A 25,252-nucleotide genomic window follows, 5' to 3' on the forward strand; every position below is an offset into this window, starting at 1 on the left:
TACTTAGTATAGCACAGCTCAGATTTATATATGGGCTTATAATATCCTACTTTATTTAATCTCTTTGTTACATGTATGTACTTTAATTATAAAGGTTCTAATTCTACGGATTTTAGAACTTTCTCATACATAGTTTCAATATTTCTCCAATCGAATGTTTCTGCAATATCTATATATTTTTGTCTATCTGTTTCAGTTTCTAATATATTTTGGATACTTTCAACGAATGATACTTCATCATCATAGTAATAAATATCATCACCAAGTGCGTTTTTTACGGCCTTCATCCTGCTTGAAAGAACAGGTACTCCACATGCAAGATAATTGAATATTTTTCCACCTACAGCTACCTCGTTCTTCATGACATGTTTTAAAGGATTAAGTCCGATGTCCATCGCGGATATATATTTGTATAATTCCGAATATTCTACTCTTCCTTTGAATATCATCCTGTCAAGTACACCAAGCTCATTTGCGAGGGATTTTATTGTTTCTCCGTAGTCAGTGAATAATCCAGGGCCTATTATCAATAATTTAGCATCCAGTTTTGGCAAAGCTTTTATGGCTGTCTCCAGGTCGACCCAATATTCAAGTGATCCGACATAACCTATGATGGTGCCTTCCAATCCTAGTTCTTTTTTTGCATATTCTCTTGGAATAATTTCAAAGACCGATGTGTCTACTCCATTTGGTATGACATGTATGCTCTTTTCACTGAGATGCTGCAAGAAATCTTTTAATTCAGTTGTTACTGTGATCAATGAGTCTGCATTTTTTAGATTATAGTGGATTATCCGTCTTACTCCGTACTTCACAATTTTTCCAAAAAAAGAATCAGGATAATATGTAGCTGCAGATTCTTCATAGTGATCAAGGTAATCAAATACAATGGGAGTTTTTCCTTTAACAAGGTTTACCAAAAAAGCAGGCAGAATATTAGCAGAAACAACTACATCAATTTTTTCCTTTTTAAGTATGTTCCTTATTTTGAACATGTGATATACACTGTTGACAATATAATATGCTGATGGGTCATTAACATTAATTGCAGTAACATCATGAAGCTTACATTTAGTTGTCCTGGGATTTTGATCTTTGAATTTTTTAAGTTTAAAATTAATGACATGAACATTATGTTTTTCTGCCATTATATCAAAGATAAAGTTCAGTCTATTTGGAACGGGATGTTTGGTCCAGTCTGTTGTAGGTATAACCAAAATATTCATTGCAAAATCTCTTATTTCATATAATCATATAATCTTTCTGGGTATTATTTAATTGCATCTCTCCTCTCGGAGATTCGCACAGATAGCTTCACAAAAAAGTGTTAAAGAGGCTGTCAATCATATACATGTTCTATTTCTTAGACATTTTTATTTCTTGAGAATCAAAAAACTTTAATATATCTTTTTTTATTGTGGTTGAAACATTTTTTAATCCTTTCTTTGCTTTTTGCCTCATCTTTTTATGCAGATTGCTAATAATGCAATTTAAAGGTTTTGACTGTTGATCCAACCGCATCGAGTGACATCACAAATTAAGATGGTATTCTGGCACATAACAACGTTTTTATTCCTTTGGGTTTCTCAGTAACCTAATTGGTGATTAGTTTGAAAATATGTATGCTAACTACCGTCCACCCTCCCTTTGATACAAGAGTATTCTATAGAGAGGCACAGTCTCTCGTAAATCATGGTCACGAAGTGACAATAATTGCCCCACATACTGAAGTAATTAATGAAATAATAGACGGAGTACATATTAAAACAATACAAAAACCCAATTCAAAAGCGCTTCATTTTCTGACAATGTTTAAAATTTTCAAAGAAGGTTTTAAGATAAAGTGTGATGTTTTCCACTGTCATGAGCCAGGTTCATTACTCATCTGTTTTATTCTTAAAGTGTTAACAGGAAATAAAATGGTTTACGATGCTCATGAGTATTACCCGGAGCTAATCGCAGAAAATGTTTTTTTCCCAAAAGTTGTCAAAAAACCAATACATGCAATTGTAAATAAAGGCGAACTTTTTCTATGCAAATTTTGTGACTATATAATTACCGTTAACGAGTCGCTTAGAAAAAGATTTGCACAATTTGGGAATACTGTTGTGCTATATAATGTTCCGTCTTTGGATCTTTTTCCTCTACAGAATGTGGAAATGGAACAAAATACAATTGTTTATGCCGGTTATGTAAGTAGAGAAAGAGGCTTAGATAAATTATTAAAATCCCTGTTAGATGTAAGAAAAGCATATCCTAATCTATTCCTTTTAGTAGCAGGTTATATTCAGGATACAGATGAATTTAAAATAGAAGTAAAAAATTTTATCGATGATAACAGTCTCAATGGGAATGTCAAAATTACAGGTTGGTTACCCTACGCAGATATTGTTACAAACATACAAAAATCCATGGCAGGAATGATTCTATTCCAGCCAATATATTACAACAATATAATCGGATTACCAAATAAATTATTTGAATATATGGCATGTGGAAAACCTGTAATTGCAAGTGATTTTCCGGAAATAAGGGCAATTGTCAAAGAAGCCAATTGCGGTCTCCTTATAGACTCTTCAAATATTGACGATATAACAAAAGCAATTATCTGGATCATGAACAATCCAAAAGAAGCACAAGAGATGGGATCAAGAGGAAGGAAATCGGTCGAAAAAAAATATAACTGGGCAGAAATGGAAAAATTACTGTTTAACATGTATGATGATATTTCAATAGTTCAGTAAATTTTTTATTTCAGTACGCACACCTGTATCAATCTTCAATAAAAACATTGTATACACAATTCCTCCAAGTAAAACAGACAAAAGTGTGATCCATATGTTCGAAAGTGGTATTAACAAACGATAAAATCCCAGGAAGACAACCATAATTGATGATGAGATTATTACATTCCTGACAGGTACATACTCTATATTAACATTTATGAACCTGGATAAAACAAAATAGGCGAGTAAAGCGTTTAATGTCATAGTTAACAATGTAGCTAAAGCTGCTCCCTCTATGCCTAACGCCGGAATTAGGGCAAAATTCAATATAATGTTAGCTGTTGCTGCAACGATGGTAACTTTTAATGCTTTTTTGGGATGGTTAAGGCCATTAATATATGTCGTCTGAAGAAATACAAATACATTTACCACTTGCATCACAAGAAGCAGATACAGGGTATAATTTCCATTCTCAAAATCAGAGCCATAAAAATAATATAGTAGCTTATCGCCAAGCAGAACCCCTCCCGCCAGAACAGGGACAGCAAGCATCAATGAATAAGTAAAAGCCTTTGAAAGAGAAACTGCGATTCTATCTGTATCGCCAGATACGCTCCATTTACTTATATTTGGAAACAGAACGGTACGCATTGCAGTTGTTGTAAAAGCTGCTATAGTTGTGAACTGAAATACAACACGATATATGCCCACATCCGCAGTCTCTAAAAAATATCCAACCATAATAGTGTCAGCATAAGTAAATACAAGACTGCCACTTGAAGACAAAAATATCCAGAATGAATAGGAAACAAGGCTATGTAAATGATAAGATCTGAACCGTACTAATTTCATATCAAGATAACGCATTCCTATGATACTTGCTGCAATCATGCCAAAGATAAAACCTCCTGCGAGTCCCGCAGCACCAAAACCCAGAAAAACAGCTACAACTTGAAAAAATATGCACAGTATGCTGTTTAGGAAGCCCATGGTCTGATAAATACCTGCTTTACCCATCCCATAGATGCCATAAAGAATGCTACTAAAAATAAACCCGGATACTAGTGCTACCAATAACCAGAAATACATATCATGGAGGTCTGTTAGCAATGGATATATCAGGATTAAAACAGCAATTGAAAATACAACCAAAATCATACGACTGACAACAAATGCTGAATAAAATTCGTTCTGATCTTTACCTTCGCTTATACGTTTTACAACAGCTCCACCAAAGCCACCATCATAAAATAGATTTAAAGTACCAACATATGCCAAAAACAGAAAATATGCACCAAGCACACTGGCACCGATTGTATGAGCAAAATACATTGTGCTCAAAAACCCAATAAATGTTATAGCAATCTGTAAGATCAGAATAACCATGCTTTGACGTCTAATAGGCTCAATACGCATTAATCTGTTGAAAATAGTAGACATTGTAGGCATGATTTCTCCGGTATATTAAAACTAAAATAAAATCTAATTGTCACTCATTTAAATTATTGGATAATGACATCATAGTATGAAGAAGTTCATCAGCTCTTTTTTCCCAGGTGTGGTCCAGTCTAATGTCATATAACCCTTCTGACATATATTCGCGAAGTTTGGGATTCTTAATCAGCAGTTCTATCTTTTTTGTAAAATCTTCGATGTTATAATCAACGTACAATATTGAATCATTTTGTCCTACATCAACTAAAGACTCACATTTTGTACATATAATAGGTTTACAGCACCCTATATACTCATAAAATTTCATAGGTGATGACTCATTGAGATATTTTACTTCTGGATTATATGGCATAACAAAGATATCTATGTCTTTTAATGACATTGGTATATCTTTTCTTGGAATTTCTTTTCTGATAATGAAATCACTGTTTTCTATAACATCTTTTAAATCATCTGAAATCCCTTCTCCATAGGTGCCGAATAAAAACAACTTTAAGTACGGGTATTTTTCATGCAGATTCACACAAGATTGAACTAATATGTCAATTCCTCTGTTCTTTGTTAAACCTCCCATATAACCAATGTTGACAAAATCATCTTTTTGGTTTTTATATTTTGTTGGATATAATGTAATAAAAGAATATTCAAATGCGTTTGGGATGAAAACGATTTTTATGTTTTCGTTCAAGTTGTATACTTTTTTCAAGGAATTCCACATAGGTTTGTTAAGGATAATCACTAAAGATGATTTTTCAATACACTCTTTTTCAATTTTTTTAGTCAATTTAGGTTTGCCTTTTCCAAGTACATTCACTTGTTCAATGGTATCATGAATATCTAAGATAATTTTTAAATCGAGTATTTCTGAAATTTTAAAAATCATTCTATTTTGGATAGTGTGCAATGAATAGGGGTAAGCAAAAAAAACGAGTGGCTTATCTTTTATAAGGATGGTTATTGACTTCAACGCAACAATTGATTTAATTATATTGTTAAAAAATATGTTTTTTAATGTGCTTTGTGGAAATTGTTTAAATTTGATCGATTTAAGATTGATGTTTTGAGATTCATTTAACGCATTTAAAAGATAATGTATTCTAGTATAAGTTCCAGAGGTATTATCTCCCAAATCACTTAAGATATTACCATCGATCACTGCAAAAACATCAATCATTTGATCACTTCACAATTCAACTAAACAATGTGTATATATCTATGCTCGTATTATTTTAACAACTTATAGAGACTTTTATCAAAACCATTATTTTAAGTCATAGGTACTTCAAATTGCAATTAATCCCCTATCATATAGATTTACTCTCTTTCTTTTCATGTTTTTCATTTTTAAGATAGTTCTCTTTATCCATCATTATTCTTTTTATTTTTAGCGTGTTAAGCTCATAAATTAAAACAAAAGACTATCATTAATGTTTTACCTCCATTAAAAAAGTGAAAATAAAATTATAGTTTAAATATTATTCTAAAAATTTAGAGTAATATGTTATACAATTCCATAATTTCTGCACAGATTTTTTCATTGTTGTGTACTTTTTCTACATATTTTTTTCCTTGCTCACCTAACTGTTTTCTTAGATCAGCGACCATCATCAAATTTTCGAGTTCTTGTTTTAGATTATCTTTTGTGACGTTTATTATTCCATTCGGCTTTTCTAAATATGGTTCTACACTTGGCTTAATCCATGTGCAAGAAGGGATTCCCATCTGTTGAACTTCATTTGTGAGAATACCATACCATCCAGTCTGTCTTTTATCATAAAAGCCAACTGAATCAACTACAATGTCACATTTAGAAACTAATTCAATTGTTTCTTTATGTGGGGTGTTTTCAATTAACACACACTCAACATTCTGATATTGTCTTTTTAATGCATTTATTGCTTCAATAAAGTATATGGTTCCTTTATAAAATCTGTTTGTAGGCGCATGGCCGATCAGTATTTTACCATCGTTTCTATCTATTTTAGTTAACCCATGCCATCCTATAGGATTAGGGACCCATGTTGCTTCAGGTGCGTATTCTAATAGATCCGGAGTAGAAACTATATGCACATCTGCAAATCTCGAACCAAAACTTTTACCGTTGTTTCTCAACTTACTGCCATGCCAATGGATAACTACTTTTCCATAAAATTTGAACAGCAACGGGATGTCCAAATCCATAGGGAATATACCACCATCATGCAGATGAATGATATCAAAATTCTCTTCACGCAGTAATTTGATTAAAATTTTATAAATTATATAAAAACGTTTTAAAAGATCCTTTTTAGGGTAATTCAAAGGAAGGTTCAAAGAAATATCTTCATAGTCATTAGTATAATTCTCTGTAATATCTAAGATACGTACCTGATGGCCAAGACTTTTCTGTTGTAATGATAGATTGTATGCGACATTAGCAATGTTTCTTATGTGGAGAATTTTCATATGGATTTATTCCAAAAAGCTCATTAGGTAATATCTTTATCAGTTGTCGGCTGCTTTACCATCGTCTTCTATATAATTGCCAATGTTTCAATCCCTCATACAGTTTCCAATCATTCCAATATGAGTTTTGAGGCCAGTTAAATTCCATTAATTGAAATTCCTTAAATGGTCCAGTATCTCATCCCTCATTTCCTCGTTCTTTAAAGCAAAGTCCACTATGGCTTTGATATATCCCAGTTTGTCACCGGTGTCATAACGTTTGCCTGTGAACTTATATGCATAGATCTTCTGGGATTCGCTGAGGAGTTTGATGCCATCGGTAAGCTGTATCTCTCCACCCACACCGCAAGCTGTCGCTTTTATACAATCGAATATCTCAGGAGTGAATACGTATCTTCCAATAGCACCGGTATTAGATGGAGCCTTCTCGGGGGCAGGTTTTTCCACGATGTCCTCAAGCAGGTACAGGTGTTCGTCCAGTTCGCGTCCTTTTATTATACCGTAATTGCTAACTTTTTCCCAGGGTACTTCTTCCACTGCGATGGTTGAGCGCCCGTAGGTATTGAAAACCTCGATAAGTTGTTTAGTGCATGGGGTACTGTTCATTATTATATCATCACCTAAAAGCACAGCAAAAGGTTCCCCGCTAATATGCTTTTCTGCTGTAAGTATAGCGTCTCCCAATCCCCGTGGTTCTTTCTGTCGGATGTAGTGGATATCCACAAGGGAAGAGATGTCTCTTATCATTTTCAGCATCTCTGTTTTTCCCCTGCTCTTAAGGTGCATTTCCAGTTCAGGTGAATCGTCAAAATAATCCTCTATAGATCTTTTGCTTCTACCTGTCACGAATATGATGTCATCTATTCCGGAGTTGACAGCTTCCTCCACTACATAATGGATCACAGGTTTATCAATGATCGGAAGCATTTCCTTTGGCATGGATTTTGTTACCGGGAGAAACCTTGTGCCAAGCCCTGCAGCCGGTATAACTGCTTTCTTGATCGTCATGATTCACCCATTATCGTGTGGAACCCGTCCATACTCATCATCAAATCGTACGATATCATCTTCGTCCACGCATTCTCCAAGTTGCACTTCTATGATCTCCAGGGGCAATTTACCCTCATTTGCAAGCCTATGCCTCATGCCGGCACTTATGAATGTGCTTTCGCCCTGCCTCAGGAAAAAGGTTTCGTCATTGATCTGCACGGTTGCCATTCCCTTGACAACTATCCAATGCTCACTGCGGTGGTAATGAAGCTGGAGGCTGAGCTTCTTTTTTGGATCCACTGTTATATTCTTTATCTTGTGCCTACCGGATTTCTCCATCACAGTATAGAAACCCCATGGCCTGTATACTGTCTGCTGCAGATATGCCCTTTCATCATTTTTGCTGTGTAAAGCATCAGCTACTTGCTTTACTTTCTGGCTGCTCTCTCTGGGGCAGACGAGCAGGGCATCCGGTGTATCGACAACCGCCATGTTTTGCACATCTATAAGAGCCACAAGCTTATCACATTTGGAATAGACAAGGTTGTTCTGTGAATTGATAAGAATGTTCTCGCATTCATAGATCACATTTCCATTGTCATCCTTTTCGGACTCCTCATATATTGCATTAAAATTCCCGAGATCGCTCCATTTATGTTCCAGGCGCACCACCACGACATTCCTGGATTTTTCCATAATACCGTAATCTATGGAGATTGCCCTTACTTTTTCATATATCTCTTCAATAGCTGCATCAGGATCTATCTCAGGGCCAAAGGCTTTATAAAATGAACTTTCGTGCTCCTTCAACTCTCCGAAAAACACCTCAGTATCAAAAAGGAACATTCCGCTGTTCCACAGGCAACCTTCTTTCAGGTACTTCAGAGCATCTTCATGATTTGGTTTTTCCCTGAACTCGGCTACCTTATAGCCGGCATCGATCTTTTCAGCTGGCTTTATATATCCGTATCCTGTGTGCGGTGAAGTGGGCACTATCCCAAAAGTGACAAGATGTTCCTTTGCTAGCAATTGCGCATTTTTTATTGTTTCCATTGCACGTATGTCAAGTACATGGTCCGAGGAAAAAACCCCTACAATGGATTTTCCGAATCTTTTTACTATTTCCCGCATACCGAAGCTGATAGCTGGAAGAGTGTTCTTCGCTTCAGGTTCTATCAGTACGTTTTCCGGAGGCAGGTCATATCCCAGTTCTTTAGCCTGACCTGTAACAAAGAATCGCTGTGAATCATTTGTCACAACGAAGATCTCTGATATATCAGAGACTTCCAGGCAGCGTATCAAGGTATTCTGGAAAAAAGATGTGTCTTCAAGTTTGAGGAATTGTTTTGGATTATGTTTTCTGCTAAGTGGCCATAATCTTGTTCCAGATCCACCTGCAAGGATGAGTGATCTAATGTTTTCATCTCCTCTTTTTAAGGTATATGGATGTATATATCTAGTATTATCAGCCGGTATTCCAGGCCAGATAGATTGCATTTAGATCGATCAGAGTTAATTTTTTAGTTATCTGATACAGAAATATATAGGTGAAATCCTTATTAATATATATTAGTTACCCGCATTCTCTGCATACAATAATATTATCTGTTAGGGGAACTTCTGTAGAAAGTACTGGCATTGTGAATGTCATTACCAGCATATACATATTAACTGTCAGGACATTATCTTTGCAGATAGCGACCAATTATCGACCTTTCATCAGATATGTATAATCTGATCCACGATGTATCAACTGAATTCTTAAGTACTATTAATATTATCCTATGCACCATAATCCTCAATCCAGTTGGAAATGTGATCAAATGTCATACAGTATAGTCGAGAAACGGGATATGGTACACCAGGTACACTTGATGAAGGTGCTTGCGCCTGATGTGGCAAGAGCTGCAAAGCCCGGGCAGTTCGTGATAATAAGGATCGATGAACAAAGTGAAAGGATCCCCCTCACAATTGCGGATTGTAATGTAACAGACGGTTCTGTGACTATTATTTTCCAGGAGATGGGCAAGACCACCAAACAGCTTGCCACGCTTAAAGGCGGGGAAGAACTACAGGATTTTGTAGGTCCTCTGGGCACTCCCTCTGAGATAGACAAACTGGGTACTGTTGTACTGGTGGGAGGAGGCGTGGGTGTAGCTCCTTCATATCCGCAGGCGAAAGCCTACAAAGAAGCAGGTAATAAAGTGATAACCATCATAGGTGCCCGGAGTGAGAACTTGCTTATACTTGAAGAGGAGATGCGGGCTGTAAGCGATGAATTGATTGTATGTACAGATGATGGTACTAAAGGACATCACGGTTTTGTAACAGATGTCCTCCAGAAACTGCTGCAAAGCGGTGAACATGTGGATCGCGTGGTGGCCATCGGCCCTCCCATAATGATGAGGGCAGTGGCAGGTGTGACAAAGCCTTTTGGTACCCAGACCATTGTAAGCTTAAATCCTATTATGATCGATGGCACGGGAATGTGTGGCGGATGCCGTGTCTCTGTTGACGGTAAAACCAAATTTGCCTGTGTCGACGGGCCTGAGTTCGATGCCCACAAGGTCGATTTTAATCTGCTCATGAACCGCCTTGCAGTTTACAGGGACGAAGAGGGCATTTCCATGAAAAGGCATGAATGTACTTGCGGAGGCGAGCAGTAATGGCAGCAAGACAGCCCATGCCGTTACAGGAATCTGAAGTAAGGCGCAGGAACTTCAATGAAGTAGCACTGGGTTATACAGAGGAGCAAGCTGTTGCTGAAGCTGACCGTTGCCTTCAATGCAAAGATCCAAAATGTGTGCAGGGATGTCCTGTGAATATCGATATTCCGGCTTTCATTGCCAGCATTGCCGAAAGGGATTTCGATGAGGCCATCAGGACGATTAAGCTCACCAATGCTCTTCCTGCAGTATGCGGGCGTGTCTGCCCTCAGGAAGTGCAGTGCGAAGAATATTGTGTGCTCGCAAAGAAAGGCCAACCCATAGCTATAGGACGTCTTGAACGTTTTGCTGCAGATCATGAGAGTGTTAAGGGTGTGGAAGCACCTCAGAAAGTAAAGCCAACTGGCAAACACGTGGCTGTGGTGGGTTCAGGTCCTGCAGGGCTTACAGCTGCCGCAGATCTTGCAAAAGCCGGGCATTCCGTGACGATCTTTGAATCACTTCATGAACCCGGAGGTGTGCTCACCTATGGTATTCCAGAGTTCCGCCTTCCAAAGGCGATAGTACGCCAGGAGGTAGAATATATAAAGCAGCTTGGAGTGGACATAAAAGTAGACTATGTCATAGGCAGGATCAAGACGCTGGATGAACTGAGGGGAGAGTTCGATGCTGTATTCCTGGGAACTGGAGCAGGACTTCCGAATTTCATGGGTATTGAAGGAGAGAACCTCAATGGTGTCTATTCTGCCAATGAGTTCCTGACCCGTGTGAACCTCATGAAAGCTTTCCGTTTCCCTGAATATGACACACCTATCAAAAGGGGAAAAAAGGTGATCGTGGTAGGTGGAGGGAATGTGGCAATGGATGCTGCACGATGTGCTCTGAGACTGGGTGCTGACGAGGTCAGCATTGTCTACCGGCGTGGAGAAGATGAACTACCGGCACGTAGAGAAGAAGTGGAGAATGCTAAAGAAGAAGGGATCATTTTCAGACTGCTCACAAACCCAGTTCGCATTCTGGGTGATGATAAAATGAGTGCCAAGAGTGTGGAATGCATCAGGATGGAGCTTGGTGAACCTGATGCTTCAGGCCGCAGAAGACCTGTGTCTGTGAAAGGTTCAGAACACCAGATCGAAGCCGATACGGTGATAATAGCCATCGGCACATCTCCGAACCCGATCATATTCTCAGGTTCTGGAGGTCTTGAATCCACTCCAAAAGGCACTATCGTGGTAGATGATTCAGCTATGAGCTCTCTTCCGGGTGTATGTGCAGGTGGCGATGTGGTCACAGGCGCTGCAACAGTGATAAGTGCTATGGGCGCCGGAAAGCTGGCCGCTCAAACCATCCATGATTATCTTAGCAAACAATGACCTTATGATGATCGGTCATTCACTTTTTTAATTGGACTGCAATGAAACCCGGAAATAAGAAATTTATATTATCAGGAAATTCTTCTGCCAGAAAGCCTGTTAGCTCTCACTTTAAAACCCGATCACCAAGATCCTGGAAGCAGCATGGTGCAGATCTGCAACATCATATTTTCTGGTGTCAGCATTGTAATGTTCCTCTGTTAAGGTCTACATGTGATATTTGTCGGTCACAGGGCAGTCATGTAGGTCTGGCACCCCCGGGAGACGTCAGGTTCTGTTCACCACCTGAGCGGGAAGTGCTCAGTGGTCTTTTGTTATCAGCTTTCGGGTGTGACCCCATAGGTCAAAGGATTGTGCTGCTTAACAAGACCACAGGTGAGGACAGGACAGATGAAATTATAGTTGACGGTTTGCATTTTGGGGTACTGCGTTTTGATATGAAGTTTCTGGATTATGTTTTAGATCTGTCCGTTGAAGGTGCAAAGGTACTGGGAGAGCATACTACTAATAAGACAATTGTTCTAAGGAAGGCTTCCAGCCATCTTAGCGGCAAGAAGGTAAAAGCTGAGCAAATTCTAAGTTATACGGAAGATATTACAAAGGGAGATACTGTTCTGATCAGGTGTGGCAATCTTATAGGTTTTGGCGTATCCCTTTCGGATCATGCACACCTTCAAAGTTCACAGGATGCTGTATTGAGGGTGAGGAAGCTCGACGGAAACAAAGTTTCACTGAATCGGCGTATTGCTTCCATGCAGGATGTCATAAAGGCCAATGCAAGTCACATGGAGAAAATATCCAGGGATGCTGCCAATGTTGTCAAGGGGGTTGTAAGCCGCAAGGAATACAAGGCTCTGCCTGTCCATGTATCCTTCAGTGGGGGAAAGGATAGTCTCGTGGTGCTTGATCTGACCGTCAATACTCTCAAAAGCAGAGAAATCAGAGCTTTCTTCCTTAATACTGGTATCGAGTTCCCTGAAACAGTAGAATTTGCGCGCAATTTCTGTTCCAGTCGGGGTATCGACTTAAAGGAGTCAGCTGCGGGGGATGCTTTCTGGGAGAACCTTGAAAGGTTCGGTCCCCCGGCAAAGGATATGCGCTGGTGTTGTAAAGTATGCAAGCTGGCACCAGCCAACAGGCTCATCGATGAATCATCAAGTGAAGGGCAGGTGTGCCTTACTGTGGATGGCAAGCGACGATACGAATCATTTACCAGGGCTTCCATTTCTGCAAGTGAGAAGAACCCATTTGTCCCCACGCAGCTCAATATTTTTCCCATCCGTGATTGGAGGGCGATAGAAGTATGGCTGTATATATACGGAAAGAAACTTGAATACAATCCTCTTTATGACATGGGATTCGAAAGGGTGGGATGTTATCTCTGTCCTGCTTCCCTGTCTGCTGAATATCAGCTTTTTTCCCGGCTGCATCCTGATCTTCATGCACGCTGGCATTCATATCTGCTGAAATGGGCCAGCAAAAAAGGTTTTCCGGAATCATTTGTGGAACATGGTTTCTGGCGCTGGAAGGAGCTTCCACCAAAAATGCTCAAGCTTGCAGAAGAGCTCGAGATCCGATATGATGTTCCTGAAGTTAATGGAAATTTCAGGGTAGATTCTGTCAGCGGTGTTTCTCCCTGCACGAGCGGAGGTTTTACTGTTGAGGCCAACATAGGGGGCGTTTCTCTGGACGATGCAGCGGACGTACTGCACATAATAGGCATCATAAAGGCTGCCGAAAACATGGGAATGTTGCTTATAAAGGCCGATGATGCAACTATAAAGTTCTTCTCTTCAGGTAACCTGCTGGTCACTGCTGGCAGCAGAGCAAAGGCCACTGAAGTGTTCAGACAGGTCGTATTGCAGCTTATGAGAGTGTGCATGTGCACAAGGTGCGGTATCTGTCAGGGGGTTTGCCCTGTTGGCGCTATTGAGGTTGATGATATGCGCGGTCTGTACATCAGTGATGCATGTATACGATGTGGTAACTGCATTGAACCATGTGTTGTCCTTAAATATGCTTCTCGTAATTTGCCGTGGCTCAGGCAGAATGCCTGATGTATGAGTGAGATTTTAATACTTTACTAGTAATTATATAACTGCTTTGAAATAAATACTGTAAGATGTGTGCACATGCAGATAGGTCAATTAGATGGTATTTCTGTCCTGATATTGTCCAGATTAAAGATAGCTGCTGTCCTGATCATTATACTGCTTTCACTGTTCCTTGCTTCTATTTTCCTTCCTCTTGCAGATGGTATAGTCCTGGGTCTTGTATTGGCATACATCGCTCGTCCCATCTATCTCAAATTACATCGGTATCAAAGGATTGGTGCGCTGGTAGCTACTTTTGCCCTCGTCATGCCAGTTGTCCTTATCATTGGCTCGGGCATATTTGAGATAGTAAGATTCATTGGCTGGATCTTCGATAATCAGGATGTGTTCATTAATTCGCTGTTCGATTTTGTCCGTTCCATAGATGTGCCCCCGGAATATAATGAGAGTATCCTACAATTCATATGGGATACTTCCACTTCTGTGCTTCCTCTTTTGAGTGGGTTTGGTTTTCTGGCATATGCAAAGACCCTTATGATGTTTGCTCTCAATTTGGTCATATCTGTATTAGTTTGTTACTTCCTTCTGGTAGATGGGCCAAAGGTCTACAATAGCGTGGTTGCTTTCATGCCAGTGGATAATAGGCCCTGGATTACGGAATATATACAGCATCTGGACCTTATACTTAAGGGCGTTTTCATTGGAAATGCCTATGCTGCCTTATTTGTCAGCATCACTTCTCTGGTGGTCTTTTATATATTTGGCTTCTCTCATATCCTGGCTCTTGCCACTCTGATTTTCATTGCTTCTATTGTCCCTTTGTTTGCCGGTTATGTCGTCCTTGTTGCTTTGGCAGTGATCCGCTATTTCCAGATGGGACTTGAGGCAGCTGTGATCTTCTTTGTAGTGGCTTCTGTGGTCATCTATGTGCCACCTGAATTTATCCTTCGTCCATATCTTGCGAGCATGCATTCACGTGTGCATCCAATGTTGATCATGCTCTCTTTCCTGGGAGGTGCTTTTGTAGGGGGTATCGCAGGTTTCTTTGTGGCACCTATAATCCTTGCTTCTTTGATAGCTGCCTATAGGGTGCATGTGGGAACACCGGTATATGGTAAAAAGGAAGAAGAAGAAGGACTTCCTGCATGAAGGTTTATCCACCAGGATCGTTCTGTAAACGTACAAGTTGTTTCCGTTAAAAAGGTTTATAAGTATTGTTAAATCTAAGTCTACAGGTAATTTCGCAGGTGAAATCATGCAATTATTGCTCATCCATTCTGATTATATCGAATATGAGGTCAAAAAAAGCACCCCAGTGGCAGAGAAGATCGAAGATCCAATGAAGTCTGGCAGGCTGGAGGATGCACTCACAGTTTTCATTGCCGTAGAGAAGGCAGATGAGGTCAATCCAGATGAGGTTGCCCAGAAAGCTGTTTCTGAGGTCGAGAAGGTTGCAGGGCAGGTAAAAACCGAAAGCATAATGCTTTATCCTTATGCTCATCTGAGTTCAGATCTCTCTTCCCCAAAAGTTGCTGTTTATGTACTAACAGCTATGGAAAAAGAACTATCAGGCAAGTACATTGTAAAAAGAGCTCCCTTTGGCTGGTACAAAGCATTCAAGATCAGCTGCAAAGGTCATCCCCTGTCCGAGCTATCCAGGTCAATATCTCCTGAAAACAAAGATGGTGTCAATGTTGTCTGTGCCCTTGAAGGAAAACCGGAGGTTGTTTCTGAAGCTTTGAAAGCCGAAAGCACCGCCAAATCATACTGGCGTATCCTTACTCCGGACGGTCAGCTTCATGAAATGGACGGATTTGATTTCAAAGGTCATGAGAACCTTAGTAAGTTCGTTGATTATGAGATCTCCAAGAAAAGAGAGGTTGATAAGGCACCTCCACACGTGGAGCTTATGCGCAGGCTTGAGCTAGCCGATTATGAGCCGGGTTCGGATTCAGGTAACATGCGCTATTATCCTAAAGGCCGGCTTATTAAATCCCTGTTGGAGAACTATGTGGTCGAGGAATCCATCAAAGTGGGGGCTATGGAAGTTGAAACTCCTATTATGTATGATATGAACCATCCGACCCTCAAGAAGTATCTTGACAGGTTCCCTGCAAGGCAGTATTCCATAGAATCAGATAAAAGGCAGCTTTTCCTGAGGTTTGCTGCTTGTTTTGGCCAGTTCCTTATCAACCATGACATGACCATGTCTTACAAAAGTCTCCCTCTGAAGATGATAGAGCTTACACGCTACAGTTTCCGTAAGGAACAGAGGGGAGAGCTTGTGGGCCTGCGTCGCTTGAGGGCATTCACAATGCCTGATATGCATACACTCTGTTATGATATGGAACAGGCTGTTTCCCAGTTCGAAGAACAGTACAACATGTGTATCCGTATTCTGGACCAGGTAGGTATCAAAGTTGACGATTTTGAGGTCGCCATCAGGTTCACAAGAGATTTCTATGAAGAGAACAAGGATTTCATCACCAATCTTGCCCGCATTGTGAACAAACCAGTACTTATAGAGATGTGGGATACACGTTTCTTCTACTTCGTGCTCAAGTTCGAGTTTAATTTTGTAGATGCCCTGGCAAAGGCAAGTGCTCTTTCCACAGTGCAGATAGATGTGGAAAATGCTGAAAGATATGACATAAAATACATAGATGTCACGGGTGAGGAGAAACGTCCGACCATTCTGCATTGCTCTCCAAGTGGTGCTATAGAACGCTGTATCTATGGTTTACTGGAAAAAGAAGCCATGAGAACTGAAAGGGGTGAGGTCCCCATGCTTCCTGTATGGCTTTCTCCGACTCAGGTAAGGGTGCTTCCAATATCTGAAAAGCATCTTGAGTTTGCAAAGCAGGTTTCAGAAAAGCTTAATTGCCGTGTAGATATCGATGACAGAGAAGATACTGTGGGCAAGCGTATACGTGAAGCAGGACGCGAATGGATTCCTTATGTGGTAGTCATCGGGGACAAAGAGGTTGAAACTGGCAGAATAAATGTCACCATAAGGGCGGAATCTCAGGCTAATCGCCCGAAGACCATGGAAATGTCAACAGATGAACTGGATTCCCGCATACAGGCAGAGATCGCTGGCTTGCCCTACCGGGGTCTGCCTCTTGCAAAGATGCTCTCACAGAGGCCAAAGTTCATATAAGATGGTTCCTGAATACCCTTCCATGGATATGGGACACGTACTTGCCGAAGTCCATGTGTACGGAAGGGTACAGGGAGTCTTTTTCCGTCAGTTCACAAAGAACACTGCACAGGAACTTGGCATTGCAGGTTATGCCCGTAACCTTCCCGATGGTTGCGTACAGGTCCTTGCCGAAGGACCTAAACAGTCTGTTGAAATACTCTTGCAAAGGCTAAGAGTAGGTCCTCCTATGTCCTGTGTGGATTCGCTGGGTGTTGAATGGAAACAGGCTTCAGGTGAATTTACAGGCTTTGTCATAAGACGATAAACATGTCCATATTCGCATTTATGTAAATTTTCTTTAGGGCTAAGTTATATAAAACATATCAGAGGACAGTGGGACGATGAACAACATAGTAATTGTCAGATACGGGGAATTGGCACTGAAAAGTCCTGGTGTCAGGAACCATTATGAAAAGGTCCTTATGAGGAATATTTCAGCTATGCTTGATCAACGCGGTGTGGAGTATTCAGGTCTGAGCCGGGAATGGGGAAGGATCTTTATCAAGACTTCCGATGAAATGGCAGCAGGCGCTGCAGCTGATGTGTTTGGTGTTGTATCTGCATCATTTGCAACTGCTGTTGATGCAGATCTTGATTCCGTATCGCAAAAATGTGCTGATATTGCTGTGGGGTTCATCGGGGAGGGTGATTCTTTTGCCATAAGGGCCCGCAGGACCGGGAATCATGATTTTTCTTCCCAGGATGTAGGACTGAAATGCGGAGATGCGGTGTGGGAGCGTTTGCTTTCAGAAGGCAAAACTCCTTTAGTGGATCTCACAAGGCCGGATAAGGAGATCTTTGTAGAGGTGCGCCAGAAGGAAGCCTATGTCTTCACGGAAAATTCCAGGGGTGTAGGCGGTCTTCCTCTGGGAACTCAGGGGAAAATGGTCGCTCTTGTATCCGGAGGTATTGATTCTCCTGTAGCTGCCTGGCTCATGATGAAAAGAGGTGTTGAGATGATTCCGGTATACTGCAGCAATGAACCTTTTGCAGATGATTCCACAAGACAGCGTGCACTGGATAGCATAAGGGTGCTGCAGCAATGGGCTCCCGGTCACCCTCTAAAAATATATGAGGTCCCGCATGGATGTTCTCTGAAGGCGTTTGTGGAACAGTGCTCCAGGAACAAAACATGCGTGCTGTGCAAAAGGACCATGTATAGGGTTGCTTATGAGATCATGAAGCGTGAAGGCGCTACCGGTGTAATCACAGGCTCTTCTTTAGGGCAGGTAGCTTCACAGACATCTGCAAATATGTACGCAGAGCTTTATGGGCTTGCCATACCTCTATACCATCCGTTGATAGCTCTTGATAAAGCAGATATTATAGATATTGCAAGGAAAATAGGTTCTTATGATGTGTCTGTCAGGCCTGTAACATGTTGCTCGGCTGTACCGGAAAAACCCGAGACAAGAGCTGAGTATGATTCTTTGCTTGCTGAGGAGAGCAAAGTAGATATTGACGGTCTGGTGAGTTTCTCCGTTTCAGGCGCACAAGTATTCAGATTGTGATCTGTACAATACATTTATGACCTCCATCTTTGCAATATGTAAGTTTAATTGAGCAGATTCACTAATATTCTATTTTTTATAAGTCTTTAATTTGCACAATTGAAATGTCATCATTATGATGCTTATTTAATTCTAGTGTCCAGCATCTCGTATTCGCTTCCGGCACACTACAAAAACCTTATATATTTTGATAACATATGCACAGATTAGGCGCACAGAGTAACAACAACATGAATTTCTAGCACAAATTTCATCCTTTATCTCTCGTCCATTCCCTCAAATTTCATGTGCGCCTGCTTCTAACTTTTTCTCACTGCAACTGATGTTTTTATTTCTCATTCATACTTCCTGCTCGAATGGACATACTTATCTTAAATGTGGAGATAGTCTTCCAATAAGTTTTATATAAATCCATGTATAATTCATACTAGTTATATTCATCCCAATTAATTTAAACTCAATAACATCTGAAGTTGAAACTTTATGAGCACATTTCCATGGGAACAGACAGGCAAGAAGAAGGAAGAGGAACCGGACGGTGCTACAAATGCTGCACCGGGCACACCACCATTTGCTGCCGGTGCTCCGATCTCAGACCTTTTCCAGAAAGCTTTTTCGGAACCGGTCATACAGGAGACAAGTATTGCCTTTCCTGAAAAAAGCTTACCCTCCAAACTTTCTGTAGTATCTTATCCTTTGTTTTCCATGGAAATACCGGATCTATCTTCTCTTGGGTCTAAACAGGAAGTTCCAGGGGGTCCAACGCCTCCTTTCATATTTAACGGAAAAGAGGGATCTTTACCTATCTTTTTATCTAAGAAGCCTCCAATGGCATTTCCGGGTGCTCCCGCAACTGAGGTAAAGGATACTCCAAAGGTACAGACAACCAGTAAAAGACAACTACCCGTCTTTGAAATGGTATTGCCCGAAGATGGCACCAACGTTGGTGATCCGCTACCTGCTCCTGTGAAACCTGGGATCAATGCCACAGATATTTCAATATTTCCTGTTCCAGGTCCAAATTTAAGTGGTCCAGGTCCTTTTAGTTTTACGGCATCCCCACAGCCTGCTGAAAATGATACATTTTCTCCGTCCTCGCCATTTTGCCTATTTGTGCCACCACTTCAACCTGCTGCTATTGCAGGTTCAGATGATCCTTCTTCAGCAGATCCATTCTCTGCTTCCCATGATCCTTTCGCTCAGGGTATTCCCCCATCCGCTGCTGACCCTTTTGCAGGCCAGATCAATCTTTCTAGTGCCGTCCCCGGTCCATCGGGTCTAGCTCCTTTTCCGTTTTCCGGGCCGAACCCTTTGTTTTCAGGTGGCTCTACCCCCAGTTATATGAACACAGTACCAGGGAAAAAGCCAGGTATAGGCGGAAAGATGGTTGATGTACCCGGAAAACTGGCAACGAGTATAAGTGAGCTGGCAAATTCCATTGTTGTCAATGTTCGGAACCTTACTAAAGGTAAAAGTCTGCTGGATAAAATGGAGAAAATAAAGGAAGGCAATATTTTCGAAGAGGACCATTCTCTACAATCGCCTGATGCTTCTGTATATGAAAGAGGGAGGCAGGCAAGAGGCAATGCATTGTCCATTGTTTCAAATAACTCTCCTTTTGGTCCGGCACCTTCAGGCTTATCGTCTTTTGCACCTTCCGCAGGTGGTACTGGCTTGTCAATGCCTGCTCCACAAATCCTCCCAGATAGCTTGCCAGATGATCATGCTATCAGTATCTCTCCGGGTGATTTTGTAAAAGTAACTCCGGTGGAGAATCCATTGTTCGATTTTCCGGAAGCGCTTAAGATCGATAATAATTCCCAGTCACTACTTCCTGCTTACAATGATACCGCAGAGGGTACTGCAGGTATGAAGCAGCGATCGTCAGATACCCTTCATCAGCCTGAGAAAGTGGCTGAAGGGGTACCTTTCCCTGCAGCTGTGAAGAGTTCGAACGGATGCGCTCCTGCCGGGTCCAAGGAACTTGATGATATCAGAGAAAAGCTGGAATCTTCTGCAGGCAATGTCTCTCAGGTATGTGGCATGTACGAGGAGCTTTCAGGGAATATGGCTGTTCTTGGCGATTCTGTGAGGTCTCTGCAAGGTTCTTCTGATGACATGATGACAGCAACGTGTATGAAATTCGATAGTCTGGACGAGCGTATAGTCCGGCTGGAATCGCACCTGTTGGGTATGGAACAACAAGTGGCTCATGTTCTGTCTGAGAATCGGGATATCATGTCAAGCCTTTCCAGTATAGAGCAGCATATCTCCGAGCTTGTGGGATCTTACACGGCTCTTGTCTCTAAAATACAGGAAAATGCGCAGGAAAATGATGATCGCTTCTCTGCTTTGTCGGCTAAAGCAGGTGCAATGGAAAACCTTGTCCCGAGATTTGCGAGCATGGAGAGGTCAGGTACGGAAGTATCTGCAACCGTACAGGATCTTCAAGGTAATGTTGCAAAGCTCGGTACTGATATTTCAAACGTTTCAGCATCACAGCAGGAGATCAGGGATGAGATGATGGAGCTATCCAAATACGCGGAGGGAGAGCTCAAAAAAATAGGTGCCAAGGGGTATAAAGTAGCAGATCAGAGCATACAGCTTGCACACATCATGAAAAATTCCTCGAGTATCAAATTGTGTATGGAATGGCTTGAGTTTCTTATGGAACTAGTAGGGCGTAATAATCTGCCTGATATTCTCTCTTACTATGAGGAGTTGGGCTGGATCACAGAGGAAGCACGTATGGAACTCATGAGATATGCTGAAGGCATCGATTTCTATATGGAGAAACCGGACTGGAAGCTTAATCCCGACGACCATGTAAAATCCGTCTGGTTCATTGAGAACCTTGCAGGGATCAAAGTGGACAAGAATAAACTGTCCGTTATTGACCGGGATATTGAAAAAGTCCGCAAGGGCTCAGAGATATATAATATTTGAGAACTCAGTTCTCTTTATGTCCTATGTGGAGCCAGAGGCCTAGTCTTTCAAGCATGCATGCAGCAGATATGGATAGAGAAGAGATAAAAAAATAAAATAATGTAATAAAGAAGTGAACCTGTGAAAGCTTTCACAGGCTAGTTTCAGCCTCTTTTCCGCTCATGTCCTGTACTTTCATGCCTGATACCGCACCTGTCACCATGGGGAGTGCGAGGACAAGTATTAGCATTGTAAAGGGCATTGTAAGGATGGTCCCTATCCATATTGCGCTGCCAATTGCATTGAGAATCATGACCACTACTACAAGCACTATTGTGTCCTGGGGGTTGGCTTTTGCTATTTCCAGGCTTTCCTTCAGGGAATCCACTGCACCAATATCCTTGACCACCATCAATGGCAGTGCATAGAGGAAAATTATTGCAAAAGCTATGCTGATTATTATTCCCGGGATAACCAGGAGCAAGAACCCTATAAATATGGGTATCATAATTATCAGGAACAGTACCCAGCTCTGTATGAACTTATCAAGCTTGAATCCTGCAAAGACATCAGCTATTTCTACGATCTCTCCTCTAGCTCCCTTTGCAGCCATGTGGGCAAGGCCATAGGCTAATGGAGCGGATGTTATAAGGAAGATCGATCCGAAGATCGTTATAAGCGCACCAATGATATAAGCAACCAGATTCTTTTGGAAGATTTCCCAGCTATCTTTTAAGAGAGTTTCTATCTCTATAATGTTCGCCTCCTGTGGACAATAATTCAATTAATATATATCTACAGTTAGGTAGTATTTATATCTATTCTAAAAAATAAAAAGTAAAAGGGTTTGGATTTAATTATAACCTGTCTCATCCCTCTATATAGGCTGCTGGCTGGCTGTTGCCTGCCAGGTTCTTTGCCGCAAGGGTATATCCTATCTGGCTAAGCGGGTATGTGATAAGCGCACCGATCACTATAAGGCTGCCAATGAAATTGAGCGCAAAGAATACAAGGAATACAATCACGGTTTCTGCAGGATATTTTTGTATCAGTTCAAAATTCTCCTTAAGAGCATCTACTCCTTTGTATCCTCTCATGACCAAAAGTGGCAACGCATAGATCAGCAGTATTGCAATAATACCTCCGACTCTTCCCAGCAGCATGGAACCTGCGATCATCAATAGCAGGTAGATGATGACTACTATCCAGCTCTGTACAAAGGCTCCGGGTACTTTGAATCCTGCAAAGACATCGCCTATTTCCACGGTCTCACCCTTTATCCCCTTAAATGCCATATGTGTGACACCATATAAAAACGGTGCAATGGTTACAATAAGTATCGACCCGATTCCAGCTATAAGTGTACCTACAATAAATGCAACAATGTTCTTTTGGAAGATTTCCCACGTCTCTCTCAAAAGTTTTTCTATTTCCACAGTATAAACCTCCTATCAATTATTCTGTGTACTAAATAGAGTTCTCTTTGTATGGTATATATACTTGTTGAATTATCATTGAAATTAATGAACTACCCATCTTATTCAGATATTCATCTAATTTATTCAGGACTTATTCAGACATTTGCAACCTTGAAAGTTCATCTGAAACCGCATAATTATCCGGTAAGAAAAACCTATGTAAAATCTCAGATAATAACTATTTATTCTCATTGAAAAATAGTAATTTGATAAGAAGTAAGCTTATAATAAAGCTACAATAATAACAAGTCTTTCATATTTCTGTACGCATCCCTGCAATGCAACAAAGCAGAATGGCCTCTGAAATCTTTTAACCAACATCCATGTGAAGAGTGGGATGTGTCAGCATGGAAAGAAGGATTATTTGCTGACACCTTGGGAAGTTTGTGGGATTTTTAATCCCCTATGGATTTAGCCCCAGTAATCTAGGACTGGGTAAAAACTAGTTATACTCACAATGATATTTAACCAGACCCTAATATAAATCATTGTAGACAGCATAATATGCTAAAGGTATGTGAATATACAGATGGTTTGAGATTTTACCATATTTGCATCAAGGATGTTTAGTTTCTCATGTTTCTATTGCATCCGGACTGATGTGAGCAGTACAATTACATACATTACTGAGGCAATTATTCCAAAAAGGCCAAACATAAATGCAGGCATTGCACTTTCAGTAAGAAATGGCTCCAGACTCGTGTATGAAAATGTTAATATCGTTAAGATAAAAAATAATAACAGAGCCACCTTCTGCAGATCGGATAATCCCTGATAAATTGGTATTGCAATTATAGTAAGAAGTATTACTGCTGCAATCAACAAATAACCTGCATTCATAGTTCACCTTTATAAACAAACCTGCGCGTTTTTTACCTTCTGCTACCCGATCATGGGTGAATTTAATTTTTATTCAGTGTGTGAAGTAAAAAGAAATGACGCCCCGGAAAAGTAAGAAGGATCTCACTGACTTATTCCCGGTATTTCTCATCTATGGCTTGTATACACAAATGAACAGCACACTATATATACAAATTCGAGTTTAATCTGCACGAGGGATGATACTTTACAATCACTATATAACAAACAGAGTGTAATGTGAAGAATACTGTAAAACACGACTACTTACTAAATTCCTTTGGTTTAAATGTATCATTGTATATGCCGAAGAGTAAACCTTCTTAAAGACGTGCATTTCATATAAAAGTCCAAAAACATAGTGTCTATCGATACTATGCCATGCGCAAAATAAGGCAGTAATAAGCTCGTTGGAGTAATAAAAAAGTCAGAAAGGATTTTAGGCGCATTGCTGCACCCTCGTCCTTAAGTTTCCATGTGTTCAGGCTTAGAACCTTACTGACAGGTCGGCAATCATCTGCTGGCTGGCAACATCAATTATCTTGACGTTGACGGTAGCACCTTGGTTTGCAACTTTACTAATTGTAGCAGCTGTTACATTGGTTTTAACACCAAGTGTAAGTCCACCTGTACTTTCATTGAATAGATATACAGTGTTGCCTGCTGAATATTCAAAGGCTTCTGGTAAATCGGATGCTTCGACCGCTACACCATCTACAATTACTCTGGTGTTAGCTGAAGTAAGGTAAAAGTTGTCTCCGCCTTGGTGTTCAAGCTTCAGTACGGTATTTACGCCGATATTTTCAGCACTCCCTCTAATACTGGCCTGTGGTGCCTGTTCTGGTGGTCCCATGCCGAACACGAACGCAGCAATGACTGCTGCAAGGATGACAGTAATTGCGACCATCAGGATTACACCGATGACCGGGGATACTGCCTCCTCTCCCTCGAGGAATTGGTTTGCTTTGCACATTGCGTGTTTTTCTCCTGTTTTTTGGGTTACATGTTTTGAGATTTTTTCTTCTGGACGACCCTCTCTAATTTCTTCGTCCACATTTTATCTCCGAGGTCCGTGTATTCACACTCCAGATAGTGCTGCACAGCGATGCTGAGAGCCTCCTTTGTAGAAGGCTCGTTACATTTCTTCTTGAGAGCTGCAAGTTCTTCTTCTGTCAGCACGGTCTGAGCATGTACGATTTTCACCATTGTATCTTCCTGATTGAGTTTTAGTTATAACATGCACTTGCATGCTTTCATCATCATCATTATTATAAATTCTGCAATATAAAAACTTTATGTTATGTGTCGAACTGTGGGACACTTCACATCCAATATATAATATAATTATATTTTTATTTGAATATTTTTTGTGGAACTGGAACTTTATGTTTTTCCGATGAACATATTTCCGCTATAGGGCGAATTATACCTGCATTTTTATGCTTTATATTTCACACTGTGTTATCTGAACACAATACTAAAATCCGGGAGCATTTTCATTCATACCTGCGCAAACTACTTAATCCAATCAGTAGTTGAACATCCGATTGTTTTTCCTGTGTCGCGCCG

The 25,252-nt window shown here is 40.6% G+C and carries 20 protein-coding genes; 9 read left to right on the forward strand and 11 right to left on the reverse strand.

All coding sequences use genetic code 11. The features are described 5' to 3' along the window. Nucleotides 1–86: 86 nt before the first annotated feature. Complete coding sequence (locus METHO_RS02360) at nt 87–1,226, reverse strand: glycosyltransferase (protein ID WP_015323919.1); 1,140 nt, start codon at nt 1,224–1,226, stop codon at nt 87–89. Nucleotides 1,227–1,610: 384 nt separating this feature from the next. Between METHO_RS02360 and METHO_RS02365 the strand changes: the two genes are divergently transcribed. Further along, nucleotides 1,611–2,744 (forward strand): glycosyltransferase family 4 protein, encoded by a 1,134-nt coding sequence (locus tag METHO_RS02365; protein WP_156811005.1) that lies wholly within the window; start codon nt 1,611–1,613, stop codon nt 2,742–2,744. Here METHO_RS02365 and METHO_RS02370 read toward each other — a convergent pair. From METHO_RS02370 to METHO_RS13530, 5 genes are all read right to left on the reverse strand, one after another. Beyond that, on the reverse strand, nt 2,730–4,175 hold the full coding sequence (locus METHO_RS02370) for a flippase (RefSeq protein ID WP_015323921.1): 1,446 nt from the start codon (nt 4,173–4,175) through the stop codon (nt 2,730–2,732). The genes METHO_RS02365 and METHO_RS02370 overlap by 15 nt on opposite strands. A gap of 40 nt (nt 4,176–4,215) precedes the next feature. Then, entirely contained in the window at nt 4,216–5,355 is a 1,140-nt protein-coding gene (locus METHO_RS02375) for a glycosyltransferase family 4 protein (RefSeq protein WP_015323922.1), read from the reverse strand. A 314-nt stretch (nt 5,356–5,669) separates the two neighbouring features. After that, the gene (locus tag METHO_RS02380; protein ID WP_015323923.1) at nt 5,670–6,626 is read right to left on the reverse strand and encodes a glycosyltransferase; all 957 of its coding nucleotides are present in this window, start codon (nt 6,624–6,626) and stop codon (nt 5,670–5,672) included. A 147-nt stretch (nt 6,627–6,773) separates the two neighbouring features. Continuing rightward, complete coding sequence (gene galU / locus METHO_RS13525; RefSeq protein ID WP_015323924.1) at nt 6,774–7,634, reverse strand: UTP--glucose-1-phosphate uridylyltransferase GalU; 861 nt, start codon at nt 7,632–7,634, stop codon at nt 6,774–6,776. A 3-nt stretch (nt 7,635–7,637) separates the two neighbouring features. After that, complete coding sequence (locus METHO_RS13530) at nt 7,638–9,113, reverse strand: mannose-1-phosphate guanylyltransferase/mannose-6-phosphate isomerase (protein ID WP_015323925.1); 1,476 nt, start codon at nt 9,111–9,113, stop codon at nt 7,638–7,640. Between the two features lie 326 nt (nt 9,114–9,439). On the opposite strand from METHO_RS13530, the gene METHO_RS02395 reads away from it, so the two are divergent. The 8 genes from METHO_RS02395 to METHO_RS02430 all read left to right on the forward strand — a co-directional run bounded on the left by METHO_RS02395 (nt 9,440) and on the right by METHO_RS02430 (nt 21,368). Then, complete coding sequence (locus tag METHO_RS02395) at nt 9,440–10,282, forward strand: sulfide/dihydroorotate dehydrogenase-like FAD/NAD-binding protein (protein WP_015323926.1); 843 nt, start codon at nt 9,440–9,442, stop codon at nt 10,280–10,282. Then, entirely contained in the window at nt 10,282–11,655 is a 1,374-nt protein-coding gene (gene gltA / locus METHO_RS02400) for an NADPH-dependent glutamate synthase (protein WP_015323927.1), read from the forward strand. Before METHO_RS02395 ends, gltA begins: the two co-directional genes overlap by 1 nt. Nucleotides 11,656–11,696: 41 nt before the next feature. Beyond that, complete coding sequence (locus METHO_RS02405) at nt 11,697–13,712, forward strand: phosphoadenosine phosphosulfate reductase domain-containing protein (protein WP_015323928.1); 2,016 nt, start codon at nt 11,697–11,699, stop codon at nt 13,710–13,712. 75 nt (nt 13,713–13,787) lie between these two features. Beyond that, a complete protein-coding gene (locus tag METHO_RS02410; RefSeq protein ID WP_015323929.1) occupies nt 13,788–14,858 on the forward strand; it encodes an AI-2E family transporter in 1,071 nt (356 codons plus the stop codon). 106 nt (nt 14,859–14,964) lie between these two features. Next, nucleotides 14,965–16,869, forward strand: a complete 1,905-nt coding sequence (locus METHO_RS02415) for a threonine--tRNA ligase (protein ID WP_015323930.1) — start codon at nt 14,965–14,967, stop codon at nt 16,867–16,869. Between the two features lie 22 nt (nt 16,870–16,891). Next, nucleotides 16,892–17,176 (forward strand): acylphosphatase, encoded by a 285-nt coding sequence (locus METHO_RS02420; RefSeq protein ID WP_015323931.1) that lies wholly within the window; start codon nt 16,892–16,894, stop codon nt 17,174–17,176. Between the two features lie 76 nt (nt 17,177–17,252). Then, nucleotides 17,253–18,422 carry a tRNA uracil 4-sulfurtransferase ThiI gene (thiI, locus tag METHO_RS02425; protein ID WP_015323932.1) on the forward strand — a complete coding sequence of 390 codons (1,170 nt, stop codon included), beginning with the start codon at nt 17,253–17,255 and terminating at the stop codon, nt 18,420–18,422. A 483-nt stretch (nt 18,423–18,905) separates the two neighbouring features. Further along, a complete protein-coding gene (locus METHO_RS02430) occupies nt 18,906–21,368 on the forward strand; it encodes a FlaD/FlaE family flagellar protein (protein ID WP_015323933.1) in 2,463 nt (820 codons plus the stop codon). Nucleotides 21,369–21,498: 130 nt separating this feature from the next. On the opposite strand, the gene METHO_RS02435 is transcribed toward METHO_RS02430, so the two are convergent. The 5 genes from METHO_RS02435 to METHO_RS02455 all read right to left on the reverse strand — a co-directional run bounded on the left by METHO_RS02435 (nt 21,499) and on the right by METHO_RS02455 (nt 24,889). Beyond that, the gene (locus METHO_RS02435) at nt 21,499–22,131 is read right to left on the reverse strand and encodes a hypothetical protein (RefSeq protein WP_015323934.1); all 633 of its coding nucleotides are present in this window, start codon (nt 22,129–22,131) and stop codon (nt 21,499–21,501) included. An 85-nt stretch (nt 22,132–22,216) separates the two neighbouring features. Further along, nucleotides 22,217–22,783 carry a hypothetical protein gene (locus METHO_RS02440; RefSeq protein ID WP_015323935.1) on the reverse strand — a complete coding sequence of 189 codons (567 nt, stop codon included), beginning with the start codon at nt 22,781–22,783 and terminating at the stop codon, nt 22,217–22,219. 624 nt (nt 22,784–23,407) lie between these two features. Further along, the gene (locus METHO_RS02445; RefSeq protein ID WP_015323937.1) at nt 23,408–23,665 is read right to left on the reverse strand and encodes a hypothetical protein; all 258 of its coding nucleotides are present in this window, start codon (nt 23,663–23,665) and stop codon (nt 23,408–23,410) included. Nucleotides 23,666–24,170: 505 nt separating this feature from the next. Further along, complete coding sequence (locus tag METHO_RS02450; RefSeq protein ID WP_048830998.1) at nt 24,171–24,656, reverse strand: type IV pilin; 486 nt, start codon at nt 24,654–24,656, stop codon at nt 24,171–24,173. Nucleotides 24,657–24,682: 26 nt separating this feature from the next. Continuing rightward, on the reverse strand, nt 24,683–24,889 hold the full coding sequence (locus METHO_RS02455) for a DUF5371 domain-containing protein (protein ID WP_015323939.1): 207 nt from the start codon (nt 24,887–24,889) through the stop codon (nt 24,683–24,685). Between the last annotated feature and the right edge of the window lie 363 nt (nt 24,890–25,252).

Origin of the sequence: Methanomethylovorans hollandica DSM 15978, from assembly GCF_000328665.1 — an archaeon.
Taxonomy (GTDB): Archaea; Halobacteriota; Methanosarcinia; order Methanosarcinales; family Methanosarcinaceae; genus Methanomethylovorans; species Methanomethylovorans hollandica.

Excerpts from the sequence above, each read along its gene's own strand:
- METHO_RS02360 (WP_015323919.1), bottom strand. The coding sequence starts at position 1,226 with ATGAATATTTTGGTTATACCTACAACAGACTGGACCAAACATCCCGTT.
- METHO_RS02370 (WP_015323921.1), bottom strand. The coding sequence starts at position 4,175 with ATGCCTACAATGTCTACTATTTTCAACAGATTAATGCGTATTGAGCCT.
- METHO_RS02375 (WP_015323922.1), bottom strand. The coding sequence starts at position 5,355 with ATGATTGATGTTTTTGCAGTGATCGATGGTAATATCTTAAGTGATTTG.
- METHO_RS02380 (WP_015323923.1), bottom strand. The coding sequence starts at position 6,626 with ATGAAAATTCTCCACATAAGAAACATTGCTAATGTCGCATACAATCTA.
- galU (WP_015323924.1), bottom strand. The coding sequence starts at position 7,634 with ATGACGATCAAGAAAGCAGTTATACCGGCTGCAGGGCTTGGCACAAGG.
- METHO_RS13530 (WP_015323925.1), bottom strand. The coding sequence starts at position 9,113 with ATGCAATCTATCTGGCCTGGAATACCGGCTGATAATACTAGATATATA.
- METHO_RS02395 (WP_015323926.1), top strand. The coding sequence starts at position 9,440 with ATGTCATACAGTATAGTCGAGAAACGGGATATGGTACACCAGGTACAC.
- gltA (WP_015323927.1), top strand. The coding sequence starts at position 10,282 with ATGGCAGCAAGACAGCCCATGCCGTTACAGGAATCTGAAGTAAGGCGC.
- METHO_RS02405 (WP_015323928.1), top strand. The coding sequence starts at position 11,697 with ATGAAACCCGGAAATAAGAAATTTATATTATCAGGAAATTCTTCTGCC.
- METHO_RS02410 (WP_015323929.1), top strand. The coding sequence starts at position 13,788 with ATGCAGATAGGTCAATTAGATGGTATTTCTGTCCTGATATTGTCCAGA.
- METHO_RS02415 (WP_015323930.1), top strand. The coding sequence starts at position 14,965 with ATGCAATTATTGCTCATCCATTCTGATTATATCGAATATGAGGTCAAA.
- METHO_RS02420 (WP_015323931.1), top strand. The coding sequence starts at position 16,892 with ATGGATATGGGACACGTACTTGCCGAAGTCCATGTGTACGGAAGGGTA.
- thiI (WP_015323932.1), top strand. The coding sequence starts at position 17,253 with ATGAACAACATAGTAATTGTCAGATACGGGGAATTGGCACTGAAAAGT.
- METHO_RS02430 (WP_015323933.1), top strand. The coding sequence starts at position 18,906 with ATGAGCACATTTCCATGGGAACAGACAGGCAAGAAGAAGGAAGAGGAA.
- METHO_RS02445 (WP_015323937.1), bottom strand. The coding sequence starts at position 23,665 with ATGAATGCAGGTTATTTGTTGATTGCAGCAGTAATACTTCTTACTATA.
- METHO_RS02450 (WP_048830998.1), bottom strand. The coding sequence starts at position 24,656 with ATGTGCAAAGCAAACCAATTCCTCGAGGGAGAGGAGGCAGTATCCCCG.
- METHO_RS02455 (WP_015323939.1), bottom strand. The coding sequence starts at position 24,889 with ATGGTGAAAATCGTACATGCTCAGACCGTGCTGACAGAAGAAGAACTT.